Origin of the sequence: Thomasclavelia sp. (genome assembly GCF_017889095.1) — a bacterium.
Taxonomy (GTDB): domain Bacteria; phylum Bacillota_I; class Bacilli_A; order Erysipelotrichales; family Coprobacillaceae; genus Thomasclavelia.
On the sequence record NZ_JAGHEW010000060.1, the window covers coordinates 1 to 25,787 of the forward strand.

The window sequence follows — 25,787 nt, forward strand, 5'->3', positions numbered from 1 at the left end:
CACCATATTTTTTTACATCATTCCATGTTCGTTGATACCATGGTTCTAATCTAGTTCTAATTTGGAAAAACGGTTGACATACATCAGTTGGTTCACCATTATATGTTGTAAGAGTTCCAAAATTTAAATTATCATTATGAACATATCCTTGAGCTCGCATTGACTTAGCTGCTTTTTCCATCCAAGTAACATCTACTCCATCGATTTTAGAATAATATGCTAATGGTAATTCATAAACCGGTCTTAATTCGCCACGATTAATTTTTTCACTATCAATTTCCTTCCATTTAGTATTGCCAAAAACATCCTCTAATGGTTCCATCTTTAAATTATTTGTGTCATATAAATTATATTGGGCCGCCCAATTGAATGCTCTGGCAAGGCGGTTATTATATAATTTATACAAGTTTTGACCTTGATTTAAAGCCACTTGGCAAACTTCTGCCATATAACCTATTCCAAGCTGAGCATGAGCTTGATCACGATAACTTTCAACTGATTGTCCCCAATCACTTACATAATTAACAATAGACCCATTGACATGAATATCCTGATATAAACTAACAGCACGATCATAGATTTCTGTATTGTCACAAATCACGCCAATTGATACCATAGTAATCATTGCTGCTGTATCCCAGTTACCATTAGCAATCATCGGTGCTCCTAAATCCTCAATTACTGGATATATAACATTTTCTAGTAAATTTTGGAATTGTTTAAATTCATCATCACTATAGCCACTATACCCTCCGTGATAATATTTTAAAATTTCGGCAGCGTTAATATAACGATAACTATTAATACCTGCTCCTAAAATCCGATCACGACCATCAACAATTTTTAATGTTGTAGACCAGGCATTTAAAATATTTACTGCACAATCAGCATACTTATCATCTCCGGTAATTACCCATTGTAAAGCATTATAGTAAGCTGCATTACCACCTTGTTCAAAATTACTGATATTACCATGACCAGCTGGATCACCACGTCCAACCCCTTCTAAAGCGACTGTTTCGTAATCACTAGAAGACATGTTATCTGGTACCATTGTTTGCAATTTTTGATAATCTGAGTACCACGGTTCTTCCTTATTAGTAATGTGTTCTTGCATTTTTTCTAAATCTTCCATTGAATGAGTTACACCAGGATGATTAAACACACGAACATTTAAAGTCACTTCTTGTTTTGATTTGCCTGTATAACTAACAATAATTTCATTATTTCCAACAGATAAATTTTCTACAGTTGCATTAAATTTTTTACCATCAAAAGTAACTTGTCCATTTTCTACTGTATAATTAGCACTATTAGTATCATTATTAACAGGATACCAGCTCAAATTAACCTGATAACCAGAAACTTTCTGCATTACTTCTAATTTTTCATAGCCACCGACATCTTCAAAATAAAATTTATAAGCATTGCGATTATTATTAGCAGCAAATAATTTATCATCATCCATTTCAATATATGAAGCAGTATAGCCAGCATCATCACGATATACAGTTAAATGACTGGCAATAGTATAATAATTAGATTCGGCATAATATTCTAAATTAAAGCGTTCATTCCAGTTAACTTCACTAGCTGTAGCTTTAACTTCATAGCCATCACTAATTTTATTGTAATAAACCTTATTTTCATCATCAGCATTAAAATAATTCTGAATTGTTAGATATTTATCATTATCTAAACATCTAATGGCATAGAATGTTTTAGCCCAATCGATATCACTATCTTGATCGTATTCATATTCTTGGTAATCAAAAATATATAAACCAAATACAGATGCCTCTTCACTACTTGTTGTTACATCGAAACCCTCATTTTTATCTAATTTTAAATACTGACCATCTTCATTTTTAATTTTAAATATTTTTTGACTAATAGCACCACTATCATAATAATTATCTTCTACTTTAATAGCATTAATATCTGAGGGTTTTTCATCTGTTGTTAAACTAACCATTAAATATGGACCTGTTTCACTTCTTGATGAATAAATTTCAGTTGCACTAACACTATCATTATCAACATCTTTAGTGGTTATATGTAAACTGATTGTTTTTTGCCCCTTATTTAAAGCATTTTTAATCATTTCAGTCAAATCAATTTCTGTAACATTTCCCGTTTGCTCTAAAGTAAGTGTATCAACCAAATCACGAGGGCGATTATTATAAGTAATATTCGTTATATCCCATAAAGTAGTACTATCACTATTTTCATCTGTCTGTAAAAATTCACTACATTCTGTTATTACAAAAGTATTTTTAGTATTCCCTTTCAAATAATTTGATTGCAAGGTAATATTTTCAACTTCAGTTACATCAATATCAGCAATATTCAACCGTAAATAAACATGTCGACCTTTTCCGATAATTAAATTATTTGAACTTTGAAAATTCACATCTGGTTGACTCTTATTAACAAAACTATCAGCTATTACATAATTATCATCTACTTCAGATGACGTTGCTTCAACTAATAAATTAGGCCCATTAGCTGATCTCGACGAATATACTTCTGTAGCACTAACACTATCATCATCAACATCTACGGTTGTAATATGTAAACTAATCGTTTCTTTACCATCATTTAATGCTGCAACAACTAAATCCGTAATATTTAATTTATCAACATCTCCTTTTTGACTAATAGTTTGATATTCATTTAAATCTAAAGGACGATTATTATAGGTAATATTTGATTCATCCCATAACTGTACGCTTTCATTATTATCATCTATTCTTAGATATTCACTACATTGGCTAATTATATAAGTATTATTATAATTACCTTTTAATTTAGTAGTATTTAAAATAACACTTTTTATTTCCTCCCCATCCATTTCAGTTAAATCAAAACGCATATATACATGACGTCCTTTACCTAAAATCAAATTATTAGAGTTACCATAATTATTATTCTCTTGTCCACTAAAATTAGAAACAAAAGCATCATTTAATAAATAACTTTCTTTAGCCCAAACAACATTTAAAGTTGAAAATACTAATAACAGACAAATAAATGTTGTAAAAAGCATTTTAATTTTTCTCATTTTCTTTTTCCTTTCTTAAATTATTTTAACTATTTTTCCCCATTACCATAATTTGACTTAAAGCTGGAAACAAAGACTCTTCATCAGACATTTTTAAATTCGACAACATTATCCACTCTACTTTTTTTGATTCAAATTCAATTACTTGTCTTTTTCCAGTTTTAACAAAATTTACTTTCATTTTTGTCTTATTAGAAAAGGTAAATAATCCTTCTTGCCACCAGTTATCATGCGGAAAATCAGCTCTTAAATAAATATAAATTTTATCAATTTCAACAGCTTTTCCAAAATCTATCTTCAGCCATGCATCACTTTGTTGATTAATTCCCCAAGATTCATGAGGCCAGCTACCATGATTGCTTGTTTCAAAAATACCGTCAATGGCATTACGCGGAAAAAATTGAGGATTTTGGTTATTTACATTAGTGGATGCATGGGGATAAATTGAAGAATTATTAATCGTATCAAAACAATTTTTAGCAAGATTTCGATAATTGGTTAATTCCTGATCATCAATTATACTGACATAACCATAATGACGAACATCACTAAAAGCTTTATTACCATAAGGTTTACGTTGATCATCAAACGGAATTTCAAATGTATACTCGTAATCCTTCAAATAAATCCAGCTTTCATCCAAACTATCATCTAAACATAATTTTAAATAAATATTTTTAGTATCACTAACTAATTTTATTTTATCACCAGGATTATATTTGCCACGATATGCAATCGTAACTTCATCTTCTGCTTGATTACTTAAAAGAATTTTATCTTCATTATTTAAAATCATTAATTTTAATAAAACCATTATATCTGCTCCTTTGCAAATAGTTCAATTTTAGAAAGCATATCTTCAATAATAAAATAATTATTTAATTGAAAATATACCCGAATCTTACGATTATCTTGTTTATACACATAATGAAATTGATTATCGAAAAAAGGTGCTGTTATTTCTTTGTAATAACTTTTCTGTTCTTCTAATAAAACTCCGATTGCACCTGAATCACCCATGACCCAGCATTCACTATTTACCCAGGACTTTTGTTGGTAATTCTCTTCAATAAAATTTTCTAACTGATCATATAAATAAATCCCTAATTTTCCCATTGGTTTAACTCTTAATTTTAATTGTGATAAAGATACTAACGTTGTCTTATAAGCATCACTTGGTATTTGCCATAAAGGTACTTTACTACTAAACACATAATTAGCCGCTTTGAGATCATTAGCTAAATTACACTCTTTACTTCCACTAGGATAGCGCCCGCCACCAACCCAAATAGCAGTCATTTTTGATGCGATTTTAGGACATTTTAAAAGAGCTGTTGCTAAATCAGTCAAAGCCCCAATATTAACAACAAACAATGGAACAGGATCCTCTTTTAAAGCTTCATCAATAATCAACTGAGCACCGGATGACATTTGATAATCATGATAGTCTGTTATTTTAGAATTAGCCCCTAATACAATGGGATAGTTACCATAAGTATTTGTCAGTTTCGCCAATTTAACCATTTCATTATATGATAATTTGTTAGTTTCCGGTTTTCTAAAATGACCAGCAACTAAACCTTTAATAATAAATTTTTTTGTTAGCATCGCATGAACTAAAGCATATTGATCATCAGCTTCATTTTTAGCATCACTGCAAATAATTACTCTAATTTTATTCATATCATTAACTACTCATTATTTTGATAAAAATAACTGAATAAGGCATTTGTATCTTTATTAAAGTTATCAACTGCAGTAATTCCAATCATCGCTCCAGTATATGCCCAGCCAGAAGCATGTTCATCACTTAAAATAGATGTATCTAAAACCTCGCCAATAGTCTCATAATCACAACCATCAAATGAATAATAAAATTGTAATTTATCTTGTTTTACCCTAACTTTAAAATGTATTTTTTTGATTTCATCAGGAACATAAGCATAATTACCTTGTAATGGTTCTTCAAAGTCAAAATTATCATTTTTTAATATATTAATAATTCTTTGCTTTTTTGCCTCATCATAGCCAATATATAAATAATAAAATACTTTGGTATTATAATAACATGTAAGTCCAGCCGTATGATTATAATGATATGGCTTAAACTGCAAAGTGCATCCAGCTTCAAAATCGAAACTATCAAATCGTCTAGCAATTAGCGATTGATTAAACAATGATGTTAAAGAATCACCACCAATTAGTTCAATTCCATCATCATTAAACTTAACTTTTCTTTCGAATTTAGTTCTTGGCGTTAGCCAACCCTCTTTAATTAAATTAATATTTTTAAAATCAGTTTGATAAATTTTATTTGGCTCTTTATAAATCGCATTTTTAGGTGTTGGAATTTCTAATAATGGAGTATTATTGCCTTGAATCATTCTTGGCCAGTTATCAATCCATTCAATTTTTTGCAATGATGTTTCTCTACCTAAAATACAGACATTCTTATTATCAAGATATCTACCACATAAATGCACCATATACCAGCCATCTTCAGTTTCAACAAAATTCCCATGACCTGATTTTTTCAAAATGGTATCTTTTTGCCACGCAGTGATTAATGGATGATATGGTGAAATTTCATATGGCCCCCAAATATTTTTTGATCTTGCTACACAAATAGCATGATGCCTACTAGTACCACCTTCTGCTGCAATAATGTAATAATAGCCATCTTTTTTTATTAAATGAGGCCCTTCGGTTCCCCCTATTTCACTGCCATTAAAAATAACTTTAGCTTCATTGACCATTCCTTTTTCAAAATCAAATTCTTGTAATAATAATCCATTAAATTTTTTATGACCTGGTAAGGGCCGTGGATCCCATTGCGGATTGATAACATAATGTTTATCACCTTCATGATACATTGACGGATCAAATCCAGAAGCATTAATAAATTTTGGTTCACTCCATGGTCCATCAATACTAGGTGCGCTAATAACATAATTTTCAATATCTTTAAAATAACCATCAATTTGTTTGGAAACAGTATATAATAGATAGAACATTTTATTATGATATGTCAAAGTTGGTGCCCAAATTCCTGCTGAATCAGGTATTCCTAATAATTCTAAATCATTTAAAATAGCGCCATGCAATTTCCAGTTTACTAAGTCATCGGACTCATAAACACTAATTCCAGGAAGCCACTCAAAAGTGGAAGTAATAATATAATATTTATTTTCAGCTTTACAAATACATGGATCGGGATGAAAACCCTTGAGAATCGGATTAATTATTTTATTCATCATTTATCTCCTTCATTTATTATTTAAAATATATTTTTCAATTACTGTAGCAACACCATCATGATTATTATCATTATCACTGACGTATGTAGCTATTTTTTTAATCTCTTCACTCGCATTCTTCATTGCAATCGATAAACCAGCTATTTGTAACATCTCACGATCATTTTCGTTATCGCCAATACAAATTACTTCACTAATATCAATATTTAGATATTTTGCCAGCATGACAACTGCTGTTGCTTTATTAACATTGATATCAGTGATATCAATATAATCATGATCAGATTTAGCAATAGTGAATAAATTAGTATTATTAAATAATGATCTAATTTGTTGATATTTTTCTAAATTTGGTTCTAAAATAGAAATTTTAACAATTTCATTTTCTAATATCATTTTTTTATACTCAATTTCATCTTTAGCAATAACAAAATCAGGTTTTATTCCCATTTTTTTCAACTGATTTTTCCATTTATTTGAAACTTCACTATTTCTAATTGAAAATGTAGTCGTATTAAAAGCCGCCAATACTTGATTAGATATAATAATTTCTAATGCTTTTTCTATTTGGTCTTTTGATAATGTATGTTTTTTGATTATTTTACCGTCTATTTCAATACATGCGCCATTTAGACAAATAATTAGCGGTGCAGCATCAATAGTTTTAAATATCTGATATAAAGAACTCGGTGCTCTGCCTGATGTTAATGCTATTTTGATACCTATTTGAGAAGCTCTTTTCAAAGCTTCGATATTTCGTTGAGAAATTGATTTATCATCACTTGCCAAAGTACCATCAATATCAACACATAACAACTTATATTTCATCTTTTTTACCAAATCAAAATGTCTTTATCTTTTAATCTTAAAATAGCCTCAATAAAGAAATAATCACCATAAATAATTGGCACATGACGGTCATGTTCAGTAAAATATGATCCTGAACCCATTTGTACAATTGAGTCATAATCTACATCCCAATTACAAAATTTCTCATTTGTAGCTTTTAAAATTTTAATAGCTGCATTTAAGTAAAAATCTTTTTCTAATTCAGAAACATGGTTAGAAATTTCTAATAAACCACACGCTGCACATACCCCGGCAGTTGAATCCCAATATACTGGTTCTTTAGGAGCTCTAAAATCAATTAAAGCAACATTTTCAGTTAAATCGACTTGTGAAATGAAATAATGGGCTACTTTTTTAGCAGTGTCTAAATAATCTGTGTTTAGTATATAAATAACTTAAAGCAAATCCATAAATCGCCCAAGCCTGACCTCTAGACCATGATGAACCTGATCCATAGCCCTGACCTCCAGGTGTTTCTAACAATTCTCCTGTTGTTGGGTCTAAAACAATAATATGATTACAAGATCCATCTTTTCTTACTGTATTACTCATTACTGTATCAACATGATCCATAGCAATATATTTAAACCGTGGATCTTTAATTGTATCAGATGCCCAATATAAAAGTGGTACATTCATCATACTATCAACAATAACCCAGCCAGAACGATCACGATTCCAAGAACGAATAAATTTACCACGCGGATTATATCGTCCTGCTAACAAATGTGCTGCATGCAATCCTCTTGCTTTAGATCTTTCATTTCCAGTAATTCGATAATTAGCTACAGCACTATGTAACCACATAAAACCAACATCATGGTGCAACCCCGTATAAATATCAAATGCTTTATCTAATTTGTCCTCTACCTTATTAGCAACTTGGCGATATTTCTCTTCACCCGTTGCATGATACATTTGCCATAACATTCCTGGCCAAAAACCATTAGTCCACCAGACAATATCAGTTTCAGCCTTATCCTCTTCATACACTCCATTTTGAGCAATATATGGAATTTTATCACCAATCCGATCACATTCTTTTGACATCTTTATTTTTATTTTTTCATACATTTCATCAACCCATTGTTGATTTTCTTGATTTAAATTATAATTCATCTTTTCCTCCTAATATTCTTTCAAATGTATTTTCTTGTTATTAAAAGTAACTAACTTATTTTTAAAACTAACAGATAAATCTAATTTTTTTTGATTATGAAAATTGCCATAGACTACACACCCAAAAACACTAATCCCAGGATCAATTTTCCCCATTAAACATGGAATTGCATTTTTTTCAAAATTATATATATTAGTATTAGGATTTTGACTTACTACTTTAGTAATTCGATTATCATTTATATCCTTTATTCCACTTACTATTCCACAATTTTCTAAAACAATTGAGTCACTCTTTATTAATGGATAATTAAATTTACTATTCCAGCCAAAAACACTAAAAGCTCCTTCATAGATCTCCAAATGCATTTTCGTTTTAATTCGATGAATCCTAATATGATAATCTTCATCTACTGGAATAAGCCAAGATTCTATATCAGCAATATTCCCATATTTCCAATAGCAATATCCATATTCTTGATTACAAGAATAATCAATGATCAAATTTCGACTATTATACTGTTGAGTTCCAGCTATTGATATTGCCAGTGCATTATCAACAGCAAAATTATTAATTCCATGAACATCTCTACTTAGATTCCATCCAAATCTAGTCGAATAACAAAACTTTCCATACTTACAATTAGTTTGCAATAAAGCCGGATTACTAAATTGCATTAATGATAAAGCATAATGATGGTCCTTCCCCGAAACAATTAAAAAACCTGGATTTTTCTGCACTTTTATTGTCAATGATTTTTCTCGTTTCTTTCGCTTTACTTGCCAAAACGGATGAGTGCTATCTAACGATAATAAAATAAAACTTTTAAACGCCCAGCCTGGTGATCCATTACTATTATAGTCTTCACTAATAAGCAAATTTTCATAGCTATATCCAATTGATAAACGATTATTTGACAGGATATTTTGTTTAGACCAGAATTCTAGGTTACTAAAAATGAAATCTTTAATTATTCCTAAATCAAATTTATAACTATTGCTTATTATTTGCCCGCTCCAAAAAGCAACATGACCAAAACGATATATTAAACTTCGCCCAAATGGTATTGTTCTACCCTGATCATCAATCCAATAATAAAAATCTTTGGCAAATTTTTGGCTTCTTGAAATTAATTTATTACAATCAATACCCTTTACATATTTTACTAAAATCAAACTATAAAAATGAAACGCAAAAGCAATATAATAATCTCGTTGACAATAATCACCGTCTTGATACCAGCCATTTTCAAGATATAAACTTTCAATCTTCAGCCATGCTTGATCAATCATAGCTTGGCTATATCTAAAATTATTTTCTTTAAGGCCATAATTAACAATCAATAAAAAGAAATACCAATTACCGTATGGAAATTCAATTTCATTGATCAAATAAAGCCAATTTGTTAAACACGTTATTTCTTTTTCATCAAAATAACTAAATAATTTATCTTTACAAGCTAACAGCCCATATCCATATACAGCCATTTCTACTGCAATTTGTCTTGTTTTCGTAGTAGGTTTTAAAAATATACTATTATCAGTATTTTTCAATTCAAGTTTTATTTTTCTTATATAAGGCAAAATCATTGACTCATCATATTCACCACTAGCAATTAATGAAAATACTACCCATAATGGTCTTGAGATATATTCAAGTTCTCTTATTTGTTTTCCATAAGCTGTCCCACTATCAATAAACGAAAATGGATCTGGCAATATATTCTTTACATACACCAGCAAATCATCTCGATTATATAACTTGGATAATTTCTTCAAATTGTGATTCATCTACTTGATAATCCTCCATCGATAATCGTAAATACTTGTTATATTTAATTTGATCGTTTTTTGACTGGTATGATTTTGCAAGCAAATACTCTAAATAAGCTTTCTTTCTACCACGATGTTCATCCAATTCTTTTTCAATATCTGCTATATATTTAGTCGCTTTGTTCATTACAATATTAAAATGACGTTCATATTTAAAATATTGTCTTTGGTCAAACAGTAACTTCATTTCATTTAGAATTTTTTTACATTTTTTATCGTCTTCTTGATAACAATAATAATTAAAACCACATATAAGCACACTATTTAATTGATTGCCTCTAAGATTCAGCTTCATTAAATGATTGAATTGCTTAGTAACCTTTTGAACATCATTTATTTTTATTAAAGCAGTAAGCTTGTAATATTCTCGAATATAAATTGGGATCATTGTTCTAGCTACACGACTATCAACAATTTCAAAAAAATTATCATAATCTTCGGTATTTAAATAATAATAAAGTTTTACATAAACTCTCTTTTTCATTATTACTGTTATAACAAAAAATAGAGTTATAATTACTAATATCCAAATCATGTCGGTACCTCTAAACAATTAAAATAAAGGGTCAGCAAATATTTATTTACTGACCTGTATAACTTAACCGCCACAAATTCCTAACACTGTAAGAATTACTGATGCAGCAAACATTACCAATAATACAGTAATTGGCTTATTCTTTTTACGTAAATAAAAGAAAGAAATCATTGTTATTCCTAAAGGTAGCAAACCTGGCATAATTTGATCCAAAACATTTTGTAAGTTAAATACTGTTTCTCCAAAATCAGCCACAAATGTAGTTTTAAAACTTACATACTGAGCTGTCATTGCTCCTGTCATAATCAGACCTAAAACTGAAAATCCTTTCGTAAATGCTTTAATAGCTCCAGATTCTAATGCTTGTGAAATAAAAGTACTTCCTAATTTTAATCCGTATGTTGCTGCAAAATATCTAATCAATAAGTTAGGAATATTAAATACTAGTAAGAACAAAATTGGTCCTAACCAAGATCCTGATTGAGAAAAACCAATAGCGATCCCAATTGCAATAATTCTAAGTGCACCAACAAAAATTGAATCTCCAATTCCAGCAAGAGGTCCCATCAAAGCAACTTTAATTGCTTCAATAGCTGCATCATCAAAATTTAATCCAGCATCTAAAGCCGCTTTTCTTTCTTGTTCCATAGTAATTACTAATGAAAAAATAAATGGTGACATACCTGGAGTAGTATTAAAGAAGTCTTGATGACGTGACATTGCTTCATAAAACTCATCAGTTTCTTTACCATAAATATCTTCTAAATAAGGAATCATTGTCCAAGCATAGGTTGTTCCTTGTTGTTTTGTATATGAAGTACAAAACATTAGCCACATTGAACGCCAAAATACTGATCTAACAATCTTTCTTTGCTGCTTAGTTAATTTTAATTTAGTATCTGCTGTAGTACTAGTCATTGAAAAAATCCTCACTTTCATCTAATGTATTTGTATTAATATTGCTTCTATTATCTTCTTTAACCTTTCTTAGTTCTGCAAAAATAACTAATGCAGCAATACATGCACCAATAAAAGAAATTTGAACTAATGATAAGATCTTAGTAGATGAACTTGTTAATTGAATAGCACCATCTACTAAACTAGCACCAGTTGTATTATTATAGAACAAGAATGCTCCTAGCCCAAAACCTAAAAAGTAATATGCACATGTTTCTTTTTGCCATAATGTTTTTAACAATAACGCTAATCCAAGTGCAGGTAACATTGTAGAAGCAACTGTCATTGATTTTTGAACCCAATCAGGAATAGCATTAATAAATGCACTTACAGCATCAGTACCTAAATAAATACATACAAATCCCAAAACAAAATAACATAAATGGAATACTGTAAATTGGGCAATCCATAATCTTTTAAATCCTTTAACATTATGATCATCGATTAATTTTTCAAATTTAGGAACAATTGAAGTAACTACAATTTTCATTGCTGAATACAATAATGTTCCTAATGCAGCTAGTGGTAACGCTAATGTAACTGCTGTCGCTAAATCTTCACCTAATAAAAGCGCAAAAGCAGCTCCAAAAATTGAACCCATTGTAATATCACTTGGCATTACTCCACCAAGACTAACATTCCCAATAAATACTAATTCCAATTGTGCCGCTAAAACTATTCCTTCTTGGGGATGACCTAATAGCGCTCCAAGTAAAGCAACAATAAAAATCGGTCTACTCAATTGTGTTTGACAAAACCAGTCTAAAAACTTTGCTAAGGCTAATACAAAACCTACAATTATCGCATTTGTTACCATGTTATTTTCCTCCCATTAAATTCATAAAATCTTGTTTTGAATCACTTGGCAATGGCTGATGAATTATCTCAAGCCCGATACCATCAATTTCTTTAATTACTTCTTTATCTTGATCAGTCAAATAAACAGAATCAGAAATTTTGGTTTTATTAGACAAACTACCTCCGCCAATACGTCCATAATTTGCAATATTTAAAATTGGTTTTTCATCAATTTGTTTAGCCACTTCTAGTAAATCCTTAGGATCATTAGAAATTACTAAAATTTTCATATTTTCTGATCTAGGATCTCTTAAAATATTTACTGCCTTATCAATTGGCAAAATCGCTGCTTTAATTCCCGTCGGTGCAGCCATTTTTAAAGCACTTACTTGAATTTTATTACTTGCAATTTTATCACTTGCTACAATAATTCTTTGAATCCCTAATTCTTTAGACCACATAACTGCTACTTGCCCATGAATTAAACGATCATCTACTCTCATCATTGAAATCATTTTTATATTCTCCCTCTTCTTTTAAAAAAATTCATCATCACTAGAACTTTCCTGACTAGCAATATAATCATTTGATACTAACACAATCCCGTTTTTACAGGCTTCTATTTTTTCTTGAATATCTTGATCACTCATTGGTGCTGGAGCAAATAAAAGCTCAATAACCAATCCCATATTCATTCCACTAACTAATTTAATATTATCCATTTCAATTAATGGAATGCAGCCATTACATACACTGCCTCCAAGCAAATCAGCAACAATAATAAATTGAGTATTCGGATTGTCTTTAGCCATTTTTTCAATTTCATCACAAACGACCGAATAATGTTCACCAGGCATCATTTTAAAATGACATAAATTATCATTTTGACCAATGATCATTTGCAATGAATGTTGCATCCCTTGAGCCAATTTACCATGGGATACTAATACTATTTTTTTATCCACTATTTTCCCTCGCTTTCTACGAATGTTTACAAAGTAAACTGATTTACTTACAAATTTGTTCTACTCTATAAAGAAAGCGTTGTCAATAGTTTTATAACTTTATTTTAGCCATAAAAAAAGACATATATAAGGATAGAATTGCATAAAAAACGTTATAAAAAGTTAAATTTTATAATTTTAACTTAAAATTTTCTTATCTTTTTATTGACAAAACCGGTTTACTAATTTATTATAAATGCGTAACTGGTAGTTACTTACACCAAGACATTCCAGTAAGAGCATATATACCATTCCATATTTCGTTTTAACTGGTTTACTTCGATTGAAATATTTATCTTACTGGAATACCTAATTTATAGAAATGGAGATTTAACTATATGAAACAAAATTTTGATATGAATAGTTTTTCTTTAAAAGGCAAAATTGCTTTAATTACTGGTGCATCATATGGTATTGGTTATGCTATTGCTAGTAGCTATGCAAATGCTGGCGCAACCATTATTTTTAATGATATTAATCAAGAATTAGTAAATAAAGGACTTGAAGCTTATAACAAAGATGGAATCAAGGCTTATGGATATGTTTGCGATGTTACTGATGAAAACGCAGTAGATGAAATGATCAAAGATATCGAAAATAAAATCGGAACAATTGATATCTTAGTCAATAATGCTGGTATTATTAAAAGAATTCCAATGTGTGAAATGTCTGCACAAGATTTTAGAAAAGTAATTGATATTGATTTGAATGGTCCGTTTATTGTTTCTAAAGCTGTAATTCCATCAATGATAAAAAAAGGACACGGAAAAATCATCAATATTTGTTCAATGATGTCTGAACTGGGACGAGAAACAGTTAGTGCATACGCTGCTGCAAAAGGCGGTTTAAAAATGTTAACAAAGAATATTGCTAGTGAATATGGGGAATTCAATATTCAATGTAATGGTATTGGACCAGGTTACATTGCTACTCCACAAACTGCACCATTACGTCAGTTACAAGCAGATGGCAGTAAACATCCGTTTGATCAATTTATCATTTCCAAAACACCTGCTGCACGTTGGGGTGAAGCTCAAGATCTAATGGGACCAGCAATCTTTTTAGCAAGTGATGCTAGTAATTTTATTAATGGTCACATTTTATATGTTGATGGCGGTATTCTCGCCTATATTGGAAAACAACCACAATAAAAAACTAACAGGGAGTATATAATCATGAAAATTGCATTAATAAACGAAAATAGTCAAGCAACTAAAAATGAAATTATTTATCAAACTTTAAAAGAAGTAGCTGATGCTAAAGGATATGAAGTATATAACTATGGCATGTACGGAAAAGAAAATGAAAGCCAATTAACATACGTACAAAACGGTTTAATAGCTGCTATTTTACTTAACTCTAAAGCAGCGGATTTTGTAATCACTGGATGCGGTACTGGAAGTGGTGCAATGCTTGCACTAAACAGTTTTCCAAATGTTACTTGTGGTTTAGCAATCGAACCTACTGATGCCTATTTATTTTCACAAATTAATGGTGGCAATGCTTTATCATTACCATACGCCAAAGGTTTTGGCTGGGGGGCTGAATTAAATTTAAAATTAATTTTTGAACGTTTATTTGCTGAAAAAATGGGCGGTGGTTATCCAAAGGAACGAGCTATTCCAGAACAAAGAAATGCCCGTATTTTAAATGAAGTAAAGCAAATAACTCATAGAGATATGTTAACCATCTTAAAAGAAATTGATCAAGATTTCTTAAAAGAAACAATTGCTGGTGAAAAATTCCAAGAATACTTTTTTGCTAACGCTAAAGACCAGGCAATTATTAACTATATTAAATCTATCTTAGATTAAGAATCATTCAAAGCTATTGTGTCATTAACTGCTATCCATATTTTTCTCCTTATATATAATACAATAGCTTTGAAATTCTTTCTATTTTTGAAAGGAAGTACAATGAAAAAAATATTATTATTTGGTGAACCGTTAATTCGAATCACTCCTTTAAACAATCAAAAAATTGGCGATAATTGCCAAGCTTCTATGTTTTATGGTGGTAGTGAGATAAATATTGCAAGAACTTTAGCCGGTTTTAATCAAGATTCCAAAATATTTACTGCTCTTCCCAATAATGAAATCGGCAAAAGTTTTTTGAAATTCTTCAATAACAACCAAATTGATACATCTAATATTTGCTTAAAAGGTAAGCGAATTGGCCTCTATTATTTAGAAAATGGTTATGGTATTAGAAATAGCGAAGTATACTACGACCGACAATATACAAGTATTGATGAAATTAATGAAGCTGATTTGGATATTGACAATATCTTTAAAGATATTTCACATTTTCACTTTAGCGGAATTACTGTAGCAATATCTTCTAAAGTTAGAAATATTTTACAGATTCTATTAGAAGAAGCTAAAAAAAGAAATATTATCATTTCCATGGATTTAAATTTACGAACTAAAATGATTAGTGTTAGTGATGCAAAAAAGGAATTTAGTTACTTTGCTAAATATGCTGATTACTGCTTTGGAATTGAGCCATTAATGATTAATGATCAAGATTTAAGTATGTTCAATCGTAATAAAGCTACTCAAGAAACAATTAAAGCAAGAATGGAAGCTTTAAAAGAAGTATTTGGCTTTCGAGCAATTTTTCACACAGTTAGAAATGTTGATGAAAATAATGTCAATAAATACCAATGCTACTGTCTAAGCGATCAATTTTACAAGTCAATCACTCTCAAAACTCCATTGCTAGAACGAGTTGGAAGTGGTGATGCTTTCGTTGCAGGCGCATTATATCAAATAATCAATAATGCTTCTTGGCAAGAAACAATTGATTTTGCAGTTGCCTCAGGAACACTAAAATGTACTATCCCTGGTGATAGTATGTATGAAAATACTTCAAAAGTTAAAGCATTATTACAAATAAATTCAGAGATATCAAGGTGATAAAATATGACAAAATCAAATATAATTATTGAATTAAAAAAACAAGGTGTTGTTGCTGTTATTCGTGGTGATAACTTTGATGAAGGATATAAAGCATCTAAAGCTTGTATCCAAGGCAATCTTAAAGCTATAGAAGTTGCTTTTACTAATAGTGAAGCTGACAAAATTATTAATCATTTAACTAAAGAATTTAAAATTGATCAAACTGTTTTAATTGGCGCAGGAACTGTACTAGATGCTCCAACCGCTAAAAGTGCTATTATGGCAGGTGCTAAGTATGTTGTTTCGCCATCTTTTAATAAAGAAACTGCCATTATTTGCAATCGTTATGGTGTACCATATATTCCAGGATGTATGACCATTAAAGAAATTGTAGAAGCGATGGAAAGCGGTTGTGAAATTGTTAAATTGTTTCCAGGAAGTGCATTTAATCCAAGTTATATTAACGCTATTAAAGGACCTTTACCTCATGTTTCTATCATGGTCACTGGAGGCGTAAATTTAAACAACGCTGCTAAATGGTTTGAAAATGGGGTTGATGCTATTGGAATTGGTGGCGAATTAAATAAATTAGCTGTCAAAGGTGAGTTTGATAAGATATCTGAGATTGCAAATAAATATGTAAATACAAAATTATAAGCTACAAATTGTAGCTTTTTTTATTGACTATTTTTATTTTTTGAATATAATACATTGTTAGATTATTCTAACTTTGGAGGTTATATGTTTATTTATAAGATCATTACATTAATATGCTTAATTTTACTAGTTTTATGTTTTCTACCATTATTTAAAAGATACTTTAATAATCAAAAAATAGCTAAATTAGCTTCATATCATCAATTATATGCCTGGTTATTATTAGCTTTTTCATTGCTTCATGGTATCTTAGCTACTAAAAGTGCTGCGATGATCAGTGGTAAAATGGCTTGGCTTATTTTATTTTTAATTATTATCTTCGCTTATTTAATTAAACAATCTAAATCAAGCTGGAAAAAGATTCATTTAGTTTTATCAATTATCTTAGTGATTTTAGTGATAATTCATATCATTCATGCCATCATGATATAAAAAAAAAGAGGATTATTTAAGAAATGTCTTATAATCCTCATAATTTTTCTTCAACAATTCCGGTGTATTTAATTCATAAGGGCATTTGCTTTTACATGCTCCGCAGTTAATACATGTTTCAATCTTTTTCATTTCCTCTTGCCAATGTTTTGATAACCAGTTAGCACTTGGTGAACGTCTTAACATTAATGACATTCTAGCACATTGATTAATTTCAATACCCATTGGACAAGGCATACAATATCCACATCCCCGACAGAATTCACCAGCTAATTCTTGACGATCATGATCAATTACCTGTTTAATTTCATCATTTAATGCTGGTGGATTGTCATTATAACTAATAAATTCATCTAATTCACTTTCTTTTTGAATTCCCCAAATTGGTAAAGTATTTGGAAAAGTTGCTAAATATGCATAAGCAACATCACTACGAGTAATTAAACCACCAGATAAAGCTTTCATGCAAATAAAACCAATATCTTTTTCTTTACATAAATTGACTAGTTCTTCTTCTTTTTTAGAAGCTAGATAACTAAACGGAAATTGCAAAGTATCGTATAAATTTGATTCAACTGCTTCTCTTGCAATATGCAAACGATGATTGGTTAAACCAATAAATCTAATCTTACCTTGCTTTTTCGCTTCTAACATTGCTTCATATAATCCTGTACCATCACCAGGTTTAGGGCAAAAATCAGGATTATGGAATTGATAAATATCAATATAATCCGTTTTTAATAATTCTAAACTAGTATTTAGATCTTCCCAAAATTTTTCTACTGTCGTTGCCATTGTTTTAGTAGCGATATAAATATCTTTACGAACATCGCTTAAAGCTAAACCAATTTTTTCTTCACTATCGCTATAAGCCCTAGCGCTATCAAAAAAATTAATTCCATTTTGATAAGCTTTACGCAAAATAACTTTAGCTTCATCTTTATTAACTCTTTGTACTGGTAAAGCTCCAAAACCATTTCGATTTACAACGATCCCAGTTCTTCCTAATCTTACTGTTTCCATCTACTTTCCTCCTGCCATATATTTATATTATAGCACTTTTATCATCTTTAGGATTAAAAATCATGATTAATAATTTCAACTAATGAAAATTGATCATTTTCAAATTCAAACTTTAAGATGCAGCAATTGCGAATCCTTGATTTTTGATCTACTCGGCTATTTTTTGCAAAATAGCGCATAAAACCACGACAGGCAGCCCCATGACTAACTGCCAAAACTACCTGATGATCTTTTTTATTCATTACTTCAGTTAAAGTATCGGCCATTCTTTGGCGCATTTGTAATTCACCTTCACCACCGTAAGCTACAAAGAAATCACCATAAGGAAGCGGTGGATTCAAATCTTCACTTTCACCTTCAAAAAGACCAAAATTCCATTCTTTTAAACCCTTTAAACGGGTATAAGGAAGATTACAAACTAATTCTAAGGTATCGCTTGCCCTCTCTAAAGTTGAAGCATAAGCATGATCAAAAACAATACCCTGTTTTTTAAAATACTCACCAGCTACTTTAGCCTGCTTGATTCCATTTTCAGTTAATGGTGAATCACACCATCCCTGGATCTTTTTTCTTACGTTAAATAATGTTTCACCATGACGCATTAAATAAAGTGTTTTCTTCAAATTTTTTACCCCCTAAATTTTTACTTTGGTATTATATCATAAGTTACTAAAAACAAAATAAAATATTTGAATAATCAAATATTTACTGTATTTACCACATAAAATAAGGTAGAATTAAACAAAGGAGGCATTTTATGGAAACATACGGAATTGAAAAATATGGTCTTACCACAACGGGATCAATCTTTAGAAATATCCCACCAGGATCATTAGTAGAAAAAGCATTATTAAAGAAAGAAGGACGTTTAAGTAGAGCAGGCTGTTTATGTATTGAAACAGGTGAAAGAACAGGACGATCACCAAATGATAAATATATCGTTGATCATCCATCAATCCATGATAAAATTGCTTGGGGCAAAGTAAACCGCCCAATTTCACCAGAAAAATTTGATCAAGTTTATCAACAAGTTATTGATTATTTAAAAGATAAAGATCTTTATCTTTTTGATGGCTACGCTGGAGCTAATCCTAAATATTCATACGCTTTTAGAATAATAAATGAAAAAGCTAGCCAAAATCTCTTTATTTCTAATTTATTAATCAAACCTACACCTCGTGAATTACAACATTTCCAGGAAGATTATTTAATTTTAGCGGCTCCGGGCTGCAAAATTGATAAAAGTATCGGTTTAAATAGTGATGTTGCCGTCATGATCGACTATGCCCGGCAAATTATTTTAATTGCGGGAACCGGATATTCGGGAGAAATTAAAAAAAGTATCTTTTGTGTCATGAACTATGTTTTACCACAAAGAAACGTATTTACAATGCATTGTTCTGCCAATATTGGCAATGATGGGGATACAGCTTTATTCTTTGGTTTATCAGGAACTGGTAAAACAACTCTTTCAGCTGATCCTAAACGGCGTTTGATTGGTGATGATGAACACGGCTGGTCGCATACATCAGTTTTCAATTTTGAAGGTGGCTGCTATGCAAAATGTATCAACCTTTCTAAAGAAAACGAACCAGAAATTTGGGATGCGATTCGTTTTGGAGCAGTAGCTGAAAACGTCTGCTTATTTGAAGATACACGAATCATTGATTTTAATGATGATTCAATCACAGAAAATACTCGGGTTGGTTACCCACTTCAATTTATTGCCAATGTTGATTTAAATGGTGTAGCCCCTATTCCTAAAACTATTTTCTTTTTAGCAGCTGATGCCTTTGGAGTTTTACCACCAATTTCTAAATTAGATAAAAATTCAGCAGCTTATCACTTTGTTTCTGGTTATACTAGTAAGTTAGCGGGAACTGAAGATGGTATCACAGAACCCGAAGCAACATTTTCAACTTGTTTTGGTGAACCATTTTTACCACTTGATCCTTTGCTTTACGCCCAACAATTTCAAAGAAGAGTTAAAAAGGCTGGCGCTAGTGTCTTTTTAATTAATACTGGCTGGGTTGGCGGTAGTTATGGCGTTGGTAAACGAATTCCCATCAAATTCACTCGCGCGATGATCAATGCAGCTATTGATGGTGAATTAGACTTTGTCAGCTATGAAAGAGATCCATTCTTTAATCTAAGTATTCCAAAATTCTGTCCTGGTGTTCCTCAAGAATTACTTAATCCAAAGTCTACCTGGATCGATAAAGAAGCCTATGATCAAACAGCTGCAAGATTAGTTAAGATGTTCCAGGATAACTTTAAACAATATTCTAATTTTCCAGAAGATGTAGTTCAAGCAGGACCTGGTGGTACTTATAAAAAACGTCATTTTAATAAAGATTAACAAAAATGATATGACCTCAAGTCATATCATTTTTTACAAACGTAAATTATTCATTTCAATTACTTCAACCAATAAATTAATTCCGCCAACTAATAAATATCCAGCAATAAGATAATTAAAGATCACTGTTACTAACATTGGGGCAATTAAAATAATCATCCCGGCAATTAACGCTAAAATACCAGAAACACTTACCCAGCCATGATCAGCTATTTCAAAAAACGATAAGCGATAAGAAAACATTAACTTATTGATACCATACAAAATTAAAGCAACTCCTAAAATAAAACCAAACATCCAAATCGTAATTTGAGTCGGTGCCATCATAAATAAAATACCAATCAATATGTTAGCCACAGCTATCAATAAATTACCACTATAACGAATAAATGATGGTGTCGCCAAGTAATCGACAATCTGATAAATTCCTAAGATCAAAATAATTGCTCCTATTAGCAATCCTGTAAACGTAGCTAACTTGATTGGATTAAAAATACAATAAATCGCTAAAATGATCATCAAGATAGCTACTACTCCACCAATAATTCTAAGTGAGCGGATCTTTTTATTCCACTTATCAATTAACTGACTGCCTAATTGATCATCATATCTAAACATATTACCACCTCTAATTATATTTTAGGCTTTGATGTTTAAATTAATGTGAACTATGTATGGAAGCATAAATTGAAGTACTAATAATAACAATCCCCCCAACAAACTCATTTAACGATAAACCTTGCTTCAATAAAATAAACGCTAAAATAATACTATAAACACTTTCCATTCCCGAAATTAATCCCGCTAACTGGACATTAATATGTTTTAAACTGCTAATATAAATGCTATGAGCAATTGCTGTACAAACAATTCCTAAAAAGATTAAAATACTAAGATCTAAATAAGTATAGTTAACGCTGATTAAAAATAATGATGGTAACAGTATAACCGTAGCCGTTGCCTGTTCATAAAAACAGATCACGCGACTTGAATAACTTTTCGATAGATAGCGATTAAATAAACATAAACAAGCATAGCTCAAAGCACTTATTAAACCAATTACAATACCTAGGGTCATGTGGTTATTTAATGATAATTCTGGAACTGTGATCATCACTCCCACTAACATAATTAAAGCAATCAAAATATTTTTATAATTAAATGATTCATGAAAAACTAATGGCTCTAAAAAAGTTACAAAGAGTGGAAAAACTGAAAATGTTAAGGTACCGATAGCAACACTGGCAGTTTGAATTGATTTAATAAAAGTATACCAGTGTAAAGCCAGGATTATTCCGGCAATAATTACAACTAAATAATCTTTTTTGATTAAACGGATGTTTTCTTTTTTGATTTTAATTAATATCCATAAAAATATCGATGAAAAAAAGACACGGCCAAAAGTGACAGATATGGCTGGTAAAGATATAAATTTACTAATTACACCAGCTAATCCAAATAACATTACCGCTAGATGTAATAAAATAAGATCTTTTTTCATAAACTCCCCCATGATTAAAAAAAGGCTAAGTCAGCCTTTAAATTACATATAAAATAATACACATAAAGTGTAAAAAACTACCTAACAAAATCCATAAATGCCAAATACTATGCATGTAGCGATATTTGTTTTGCAGACCATAAAAAACTGTTCCAATCGTATAAGCCAATCCACCGGCAACTAATAAATAAATTCCCGACATACCGATTGCTTCAGGTAATAGATTAAATTTAAAAATAATGCCCCAGCCCATAGCTAGATAACAAATCATTGAAAACGTTGCAAAGTTTTCAATATCAATCGCATTTAAGATAATTCCAATTACCGTACAGCCCCAAACAAGAGCAAAAATCATCCAGGCCCAAAAAGGGTCTAATGGTCTAATTGAACAAAGCAGAATCGGTGTATATGTTCCAGCGATCAAAACAAAGATCGTACAATGATCCATAATTTGAAATACTTTCTTGCTTTTACGATTTGCCGGCAGGCCATGATAAATACTACTCATTGTATATAATAAGATCATCGAAACACCATAAATTATTCCTGAGGCAATTCCATAGCCACTATGATGAATAGCACCAAAAACTACGCATAAAACCAAAACCGCAATTCCAAAAGCACCACCAACGATATGTGTTACCATATTAAAAATTTCTTCACCTCGTGTATATTCAGGCAAGATACGATCATCCAATTTTGTTCGTTTCATTGAAATCCTCCAATCTTAATAAAAATATAATACGATTTACATCGTTATTCAATAGATATTCATTAGGATACACTTAAAATATATCCTTTTTATTAACAAACATGATAAAAATAACCAGTAATTTATACTGGTTACTTACAAATACAACGATCTTTACCACTACTTTTAGCCTGATATAAAGCCTGATCGGCCTGATTTAAAACTTGTAGCCAAACTTCTTCATCTTTAACAATCCCATAACTGCCACCACAGCTAATAGTCAAATAAGAATATTTAGCCATTGGTGGTACTTTTAAAGCTAAATGCTCAATTGTTTTGCATAATTCATTACCAATTTCCTGGAGTTTTTCCAATGTAGTATTTTCGACAATATAAATAAACTCTTCGCCACCATATCTAATCAAGATACCCTCTGTTAAAGCCAAAGTTAGAGCATTAGCAACTCTTTCTAAACACTGATCTCCTTTTACATGACCAAAATAATCATTATATTTTTTAAAATCATCAATATCGATCATTAAAACACCGGTTTTAATTGGTAAATAAGTATTTTTTTGATATAAAGTATCTAAATATTTATTCAAATAACGACGATTTAACAATTTAGTCAACGGATCATGATGAGCAACAAAATCAAGTCGGGCACTATTTTCAATAATCGTTTTATTTTTTTCTTGAATTAAATAATTGTTTAAAAACATCTGTCTAGTTGATTGATAATGATAATAACTAATAAATAAAGCCATTATTGTTATTGATACACTATTAATATAAGAACTATAATGATCAACATACTTATTAGGAAAAATCAACGCAATTGCACTAATTAAACCGATGTTGCCAAACACATATAAAGGCACAAATAACTTAGGCGGAAGATAAGTAAGAATCGAGATACTTAATAAACTAATAACATAAACATTAATATTATTAGAAACCCGATTATCATAAACCGTAACTGCCAGTGACCAGCAAAGTAAAAAGTAAACGAAAAAATTTTGGTAAAAAACTATCCTTCCCGATTTATTATTTTTTCGATAAATCATGGCTAGCGAAAATAAACAGACTAACAGCATGATGCCATACATTATCATATAAATTTTACTAGAAAAAGTATGAAATCTAAATCCGGTATAGAAACCGGCATAAAGCATATTATATATTTGAAAAAAGATTAGTAAGACAAAGATAATCCAAATATACTGTTTGATTTCATTTTCTAACGTTAATTGATACTCTTTTTCCTGACTTTTATTTAGTTTTATTCGCTTAAATAAAGGAATCAATTTCATATTTATACCTTTCTATACTTTCTTCATTTATGATATTTATATGATACCATTAAAATTCAAAAGATTAAACATATATGCAACTGTTTAATTACTATTTTAAGTTTTGATCAATAAAATCAAGATAATTCTTTTTAACAACCTCATCTTGATGATCACGATAATACCTAAATGATTCATCCAATCCATCATATAGATTTTTAGTGGTTTTAATTAATTGTTTTTGTCGACTTACATCTAAACAATATTGATAATCATAAAAACTAAAATAGTCCCGCTGATTTTCATGATTATTAACATAGACTATTTCTAATGGTGTTTTAACAATTTGATAACACATAGTAACAAAAGTATTCAAATCAACCAATTCTTCATTTCCCGCATTATAAATATGCTTTGGTGGATGAAGTTCCATGATTTGAACGATCATTCTAGCAAGATCTTCAACATGGATAAACTGTAATTTTAATTTACCATCCTTAGGCAAATAAAATTTTCGGTTTTTTAATGCACATTCAAAAACAAACGGTTCACGATAAACATTTTGCATTGGACCATAAATATAGGCCGGACGAATGATATAAGCATTAGGTACTTTTTCTAATAAATATTTTTCCGCTTCAATTTTATCAGTACCATATTGACCCCAAATTGAATTAGGACCAATTGTTTGTTCTTCACTAAAAGGCTGTTGATTCGTTTCTGGATATACCGCACTGGAGCTAATCAATAAATAATCTTTAAAATTGCCTAAAGCCATTAATAAATCTACGATATCCTGTTTATCATAGCCACAAACATCAATAACAAAGTCAAATGAAAGATTTTTTAGCTGATCTTTTAAATTATGACGATCGGCTTTAATCAAGTTAACGCCAGGCACCTGTTTACGCGTTCCTCGATTTAAAACATAGACCTCATCACCACGTTTTACAAAATAATCAGCCATAAATTTACTGACAAAAACTGTTCCCCCGGTAATCAATATTCTCATTATTTACAATCCCCCTTTTGGTTAATGATATCGATCAAAGTAACATCAGGATGATGATATTTTTCACGCCGTTCAATATCTTTTTCTTTTGACATATAAATTGCTTCCTGTCTACACCAGTGAAAACAAGCTAAGCAGGTAATACAATTATCACCAATAACGGCGTATCCATTTTCGATTTTAATATTATTCATCGGACACACTTTAACACAAATACCACAGCCAACACAATTTTCATCAACTTTAATTCCCCTCATATTATAAGCTTTTAAGCCTACTTTAGATGGCTTGGGAGTTTCGCTGTGACTATAATCTTTTCTAACTTGATCAGTAATTAAAGGGATTTGTTTTAAAATATTAGCTTTCTGGTTAGTTAAAGTTTCTTTAATTTGTTCCTTAGTACTTAAATAACTATTGCCAGGCATCGAAATTCCTAAATCTAAAGCCAGGCTAGCATTTTGCTGATGCAATAAATCATCTAATCTTTTGGCAATATCCCCAGGA

General features: G+C 30.4%; 26 protein-coding genes. 6 read left to right on the plus strand and 20 right to left on the minus strand.

The features are described from left to right. The 12 genes from J7M77_RS02535 to J7M77_RS02590 all read right to left on the minus strand — a co-directional run. A partial coding sequence (locus J7M77_RS02535) for a DNRLRE domain-containing protein (protein WP_296875641.1) occupies window positions 1–3,064 on the minus strand: 3,064 nt, incomplete at its 3' end. A 25-nt stretch (window positions 3,065–3,089) separates the two neighbouring features. Beyond that, window positions 3,090–3,878, minus strand: a complete 789-nt coding sequence (locus J7M77_RS02540; RefSeq protein ID WP_296875643.1) for a discoidin domain-containing protein — start codon at window positions 3,876–3,878, stop codon at window positions 3,090–3,092. Next, a complete protein-coding gene (locus J7M77_RS02545) occupies window positions 3,878–4,747 on the minus strand; it encodes a nucleoside hydrolase (RefSeq protein WP_296875645.1) in 870 nt (289 codons plus the stop codon). The genes J7M77_RS02540 and J7M77_RS02545 overlap by 1 nt, the downstream gene beginning before the upstream one ends. A gap of 8 nt (window positions 4,748–4,755) precedes the next feature. Further along, window positions 4,756–6,318 carry a glycoside hydrolase family 43 protein gene (locus tag J7M77_RS02550; protein WP_296875647.1) on the minus strand — a complete coding sequence of 521 codons (1,563 nt, stop codon included), beginning with the start codon at window positions 6,316–6,318 and terminating at the stop codon, window positions 4,756–4,758. 12 nt (window positions 6,319–6,330) lie between these two features. Continuing rightward, the gene (locus tag J7M77_RS02555; protein ID WP_296875650.1) at window positions 6,331–7,149 is read right to left on the minus strand and encodes an HAD family hydrolase; all 819 of its coding nucleotides are present in this window, start codon (window positions 7,147–7,149) and stop codon (window positions 6,331–6,333) included. A gap of 375 nt (window positions 7,150–7,524) precedes the next feature. Further along, a complete protein-coding gene (locus J7M77_RS02560) occupies window positions 7,525–8,289 on the minus strand; it encodes a glycoside hydrolase family 88 protein (protein WP_296875652.1) in 765 nt (254 codons plus the stop codon). A gap of 9 nt (window positions 8,290–8,298) precedes the next feature. Next, on the minus strand, window positions 8,299–10,080 hold the full coding sequence (locus J7M77_RS02565) for a DUF2264 domain-containing protein (RefSeq protein WP_296875654.1): 1,782 nt from the start codon (window positions 10,078–10,080) through the stop codon (window positions 8,299–8,301). Further along, a complete protein-coding gene (locus J7M77_RS02570) occupies window positions 10,043–10,606 on the minus strand; it encodes a hypothetical protein (RefSeq protein ID WP_296875656.1) in 564 nt (187 codons plus the stop codon). The genes J7M77_RS02565 and J7M77_RS02570 overlap by 38 nt, the downstream gene beginning before the upstream one ends. A gap of 114 nt (window positions 10,607–10,720) precedes the next feature. Further along, window positions 10,721–11,575: a PTS system mannose/fructose/sorbose family transporter subunit IID gene (locus J7M77_RS02575; protein ID WP_296875658.1), complete on the minus strand. Its 855-nt coding sequence runs from the start codon at window positions 11,573–11,575 to the stop codon at window positions 10,721–10,723. Then, on the minus strand, window positions 11,568–12,431 hold the full coding sequence (locus tag J7M77_RS02580; protein ID WP_296875660.1) for a PTS sugar transporter subunit IIC: 864 nt from the start codon (window positions 12,429–12,431) through the stop codon (window positions 11,568–11,570). The genes J7M77_RS02575 and J7M77_RS02580 overlap by 8 nt, the downstream gene beginning before the upstream one ends. 1 nt (window position 12,432) lies before the next feature. After that, entirely contained in the window at window positions 12,433–12,927 is a 495-nt protein-coding gene (locus J7M77_RS02585) for a PTS sugar transporter subunit IIB (protein ID WP_296875661.1), read from the minus strand. Between the two features lie 21 nt (window positions 12,928–12,948). Beyond that, window positions 12,949–13,377 carry a hypothetical protein gene (locus tag J7M77_RS02590; RefSeq protein ID WP_296875663.1) on the minus strand — a complete coding sequence of 143 codons (429 nt, stop codon included), beginning with the start codon at window positions 13,375–13,377 and terminating at the stop codon, window positions 12,949–12,951. A 377-nt stretch (window positions 13,378–13,754) separates the two neighbouring features. Between J7M77_RS02590 and J7M77_RS02595 the strand changes: the two genes are divergently transcribed. From J7M77_RS02595 to J7M77_RS02615, 5 genes are all read left to right on the plus strand, one after another. Then, on the plus strand, window positions 13,755–14,567 hold the full coding sequence (locus J7M77_RS02595) for a gluconate 5-dehydrogenase (RefSeq protein ID WP_296875664.1): 813 nt from the start codon (window positions 13,755–13,757) through the stop codon (window positions 14,565–14,567). A 24-nt stretch (window positions 14,568–14,591) separates the two neighbouring features. Continuing rightward, on the plus strand, window positions 14,592–15,230 hold the full coding sequence (locus tag J7M77_RS02600; protein ID WP_296875667.1) for an RpiB/LacA/LacB family sugar-phosphate isomerase: 639 nt from the start codon (window positions 14,592–14,594) through the stop codon (window positions 15,228–15,230). A gap of 102 nt (window positions 15,231–15,332) precedes the next feature. Continuing rightward, on the plus strand, window positions 15,333–16,334 hold the full coding sequence (locus tag J7M77_RS02605) for a sugar kinase (RefSeq protein ID WP_296875669.1): 1,002 nt from the start codon (window positions 15,333–15,335) through the stop codon (window positions 16,332–16,334). A gap of 6 nt (window positions 16,335–16,340) precedes the next feature. Next, complete coding sequence (locus tag J7M77_RS02610) at window positions 16,341–16,973, plus strand: bifunctional 2-keto-4-hydroxyglutarate aldolase/2-keto-3-deoxy-6-phosphogluconate aldolase (RefSeq protein ID WP_296875670.1); 633 nt, start codon at window positions 16,341–16,343, stop codon at window positions 16,971–16,973. A gap of 84 nt (window positions 16,974–17,057) precedes the next feature. Continuing rightward, window positions 17,058–17,405, plus strand: a complete 348-nt coding sequence (locus tag J7M77_RS02615; RefSeq protein ID WP_296875671.1) for a hypothetical protein — start codon at window positions 17,058–17,060, stop codon at window positions 17,403–17,405. 12 nt (window positions 17,406–17,417) lie between these two features. On the opposite strand, the gene J7M77_RS02620 is transcribed toward J7M77_RS02615, so the two are convergent. Both J7M77_RS02620 and J7M77_RS02625 read right to left on the minus strand, forming a co-directional pair. Then, window positions 17,418–18,428 carry an aldo/keto reductase gene (locus tag J7M77_RS02620; RefSeq protein ID WP_296875673.1) on the minus strand — a complete coding sequence of 337 codons (1,011 nt, stop codon included), beginning with the start codon at window positions 18,426–18,428 and terminating at the stop codon, window positions 17,418–17,420. Between the two features lie 53 nt (window positions 18,429–18,481). Next, a complete protein-coding gene (locus J7M77_RS02625; RefSeq protein ID WP_296875675.1) occupies window positions 18,482–19,051 on the minus strand; it encodes a histidine phosphatase family protein in 570 nt (189 codons plus the stop codon). Between the two features lie 134 nt (window positions 19,052–19,185). Between J7M77_RS02625 and pckA the strand changes: the two genes are divergently transcribed. Continuing rightward, complete coding sequence (gene pckA, locus J7M77_RS02630) at window positions 19,186–20,787, plus strand: phosphoenolpyruvate carboxykinase (ATP) (RefSeq protein WP_296875677.1); 1,602 nt, start codon at window positions 19,186–19,188, stop codon at window positions 20,785–20,787. Between the two features lie 33 nt (window positions 20,788–20,820). On the opposite strand, the gene J7M77_RS02635 is transcribed toward pckA, so the two are convergent. From J7M77_RS02635 to J7M77_RS02660, 6 genes are all read right to left on the minus strand, one after another. Beyond that, window positions 20,821–21,405 carry an HdeD family acid-resistance protein gene (locus tag J7M77_RS02635; protein ID WP_296875679.1) on the minus strand — a complete coding sequence of 195 codons (585 nt, stop codon included), beginning with the start codon at window positions 21,403–21,405 and terminating at the stop codon, window positions 20,821–20,823. Between the two features lie 40 nt (window positions 21,406–21,445). Then, window positions 21,446–22,288, minus strand: coding sequence for a DMT family transporter (locus J7M77_RS02640; protein WP_296875681.1), 843 nt, complete (start codon window positions 22,286–22,288; stop codon window positions 21,446–21,448). A gap of 37 nt (window positions 22,289–22,325) precedes the next feature. Further along, the gene (locus J7M77_RS02645) at window positions 22,326–23,000 is read right to left on the minus strand and encodes a hemolysin III family protein (protein ID WP_296875682.1); all 675 of its coding nucleotides are present in this window, start codon (window positions 22,998–23,000) and stop codon (window positions 22,326–22,328) included. A gap of 131 nt (window positions 23,001–23,131) precedes the next feature. Next, window positions 23,132–24,292 (minus strand): diguanylate cyclase, encoded by a 1,161-nt coding sequence (locus tag J7M77_RS02650; protein ID WP_296875684.1) that lies wholly within the window; start codon window positions 24,290–24,292, stop codon window positions 23,132–23,134. Window positions 24,293–24,383: 91 nt separating this feature from the next. Next, window positions 24,384–25,283, minus strand: coding sequence for an NAD-dependent epimerase/dehydratase family protein (locus J7M77_RS02655; protein ID WP_296875686.1), 900 nt, complete (start codon window positions 25,281–25,283; stop codon window positions 24,384–24,386). Further along, window positions 25,283–25,787 (minus strand): EFR1 family ferrodoxin (locus tag J7M77_RS02660; protein ID WP_296875688.1); only part of this gene is annotated, 505 nt, incomplete at its 5' end. The genes J7M77_RS02655 and J7M77_RS02660, both read right to left, overlap by 1 nt.

Coding starts and splice junctions, on each gene's coding strand:
- J7M77_RS02565 (WP_296875654.1), bottom strand. CDS start 10,080: ATGAATCACAATTTGAAGAAATTATCCAAGTTATATAATCGAGATGAT.
- J7M77_RS02540 (WP_296875643.1), bottom strand. CDS start 3,878: ATGGTTTTATTAAAATTAATGATTTTAAATAATGAAGATAAAATTCTT.
- J7M77_RS02655 (WP_296875686.1), bottom strand. CDS start 25,283: ATGAGAATATTGATTACCGGGGGAACAGTTTTTGTCAGTAAATTTATG.
- J7M77_RS02570 (WP_296875656.1), bottom strand. CDS start 10,606: ATGAAAAAGAGAGTTTATGTAAAACTTTATTATTATTTAAATACCGAA.
- J7M77_RS02545 (WP_296875645.1), bottom strand. CDS start 4,747: ATGAATAAAATTAGAGTAATTATTTGCAGTGATGCTAAAAATGAAGCT.
- J7M77_RS02645 (WP_296875682.1), bottom strand. CDS start 23,000: ATGAAACGAACAAAATTGGATGATCGTATCTTGCCTGAATATACACGA.
- J7M77_RS02635 (WP_296875679.1), bottom strand. CDS start 21,405: ATGTTTAGATATGATGATCAATTAGGCAGTCAGTTAATTGATAAGTGG.
- J7M77_RS02640 (WP_296875681.1), bottom strand. CDS start 22,288: ATGAAAAAAGATCTTATTTTATTACATCTAGCGGTAATGTTATTTGGA.
- J7M77_RS02560 (WP_296875652.1), bottom strand. CDS start 8,289: ATGAATTATAATTTAAATCAAGAAAATCAACAATGGGTTGATGAAATG.
- J7M77_RS02620 (WP_296875673.1), bottom strand. CDS start 18,428: ATGGAAACAGTAAGATTAGGAAGAACTGGGATCGTTGTAAATCGAAAT.
- J7M77_RS02575 (WP_296875658.1), bottom strand. CDS start 11,575: ATGACTAGTACTACAGCAGATACTAAATTAAAATTAACTAAGCAGCAA.
- J7M77_RS02600 (WP_296875667.1), top strand. CDS start 14,592: ATGAAAATTGCATTAATAAACGAAAATAGTCAAGCAACTAAAAATGAA.
- J7M77_RS02610 (WP_296875670.1), top strand. CDS start 16,341: ATGACAAAATCAAATATAATTATTGAATTAAAAAAACAAGGTGTTGTT.
- J7M77_RS02585 (WP_296875661.1), bottom strand. CDS start 12,927: ATGATTTCAATGATGAGAGTAGATGATCGTTTAATTCATGGGCAAGTA.
- J7M77_RS02595 (WP_296875664.1), top strand. CDS start 13,755: ATGAAACAAAATTTTGATATGAATAGTTTTTCTTTAAAAGGCAAAATT.
- J7M77_RS02605 (WP_296875669.1), top strand. CDS start 15,333: ATGAAAAAAATATTATTATTTGGTGAACCGTTAATTCGAATCACTCCT.
- J7M77_RS02580 (WP_296875660.1), bottom strand. CDS start 12,431: ATGGTAACAAATGCGATAATTGTAGGTTTTGTATTAGCCTTAGCAAAG.
- J7M77_RS02555 (WP_296875650.1), bottom strand. CDS start 7,149: ATGAAATATAAGTTGTTATGTGTTGATATTGATGGTACTTTGGCAAGT.
- J7M77_RS02615 (WP_296875671.1), top strand. CDS start 17,058: ATGTTTATTTATAAGATCATTACATTAATATGCTTAATTTTACTAGTT.
- pckA (WP_296875677.1), top strand. CDS start 19,186: ATGGAAACATACGGAATTGAAAAATATGGTCTTACCACAACGGGATCA.
- J7M77_RS02550 (WP_296875647.1), bottom strand. CDS start 6,318: ATGAATAAAATAATTAATCCGATTCTCAAGGGTTTTCATCCCGATCCA.
- J7M77_RS02650 (WP_296875684.1), bottom strand. CDS start 24,292: ATGAAATTGATTCCTTTATTTAAGCGAATAAAACTAAATAAAAGTCAG.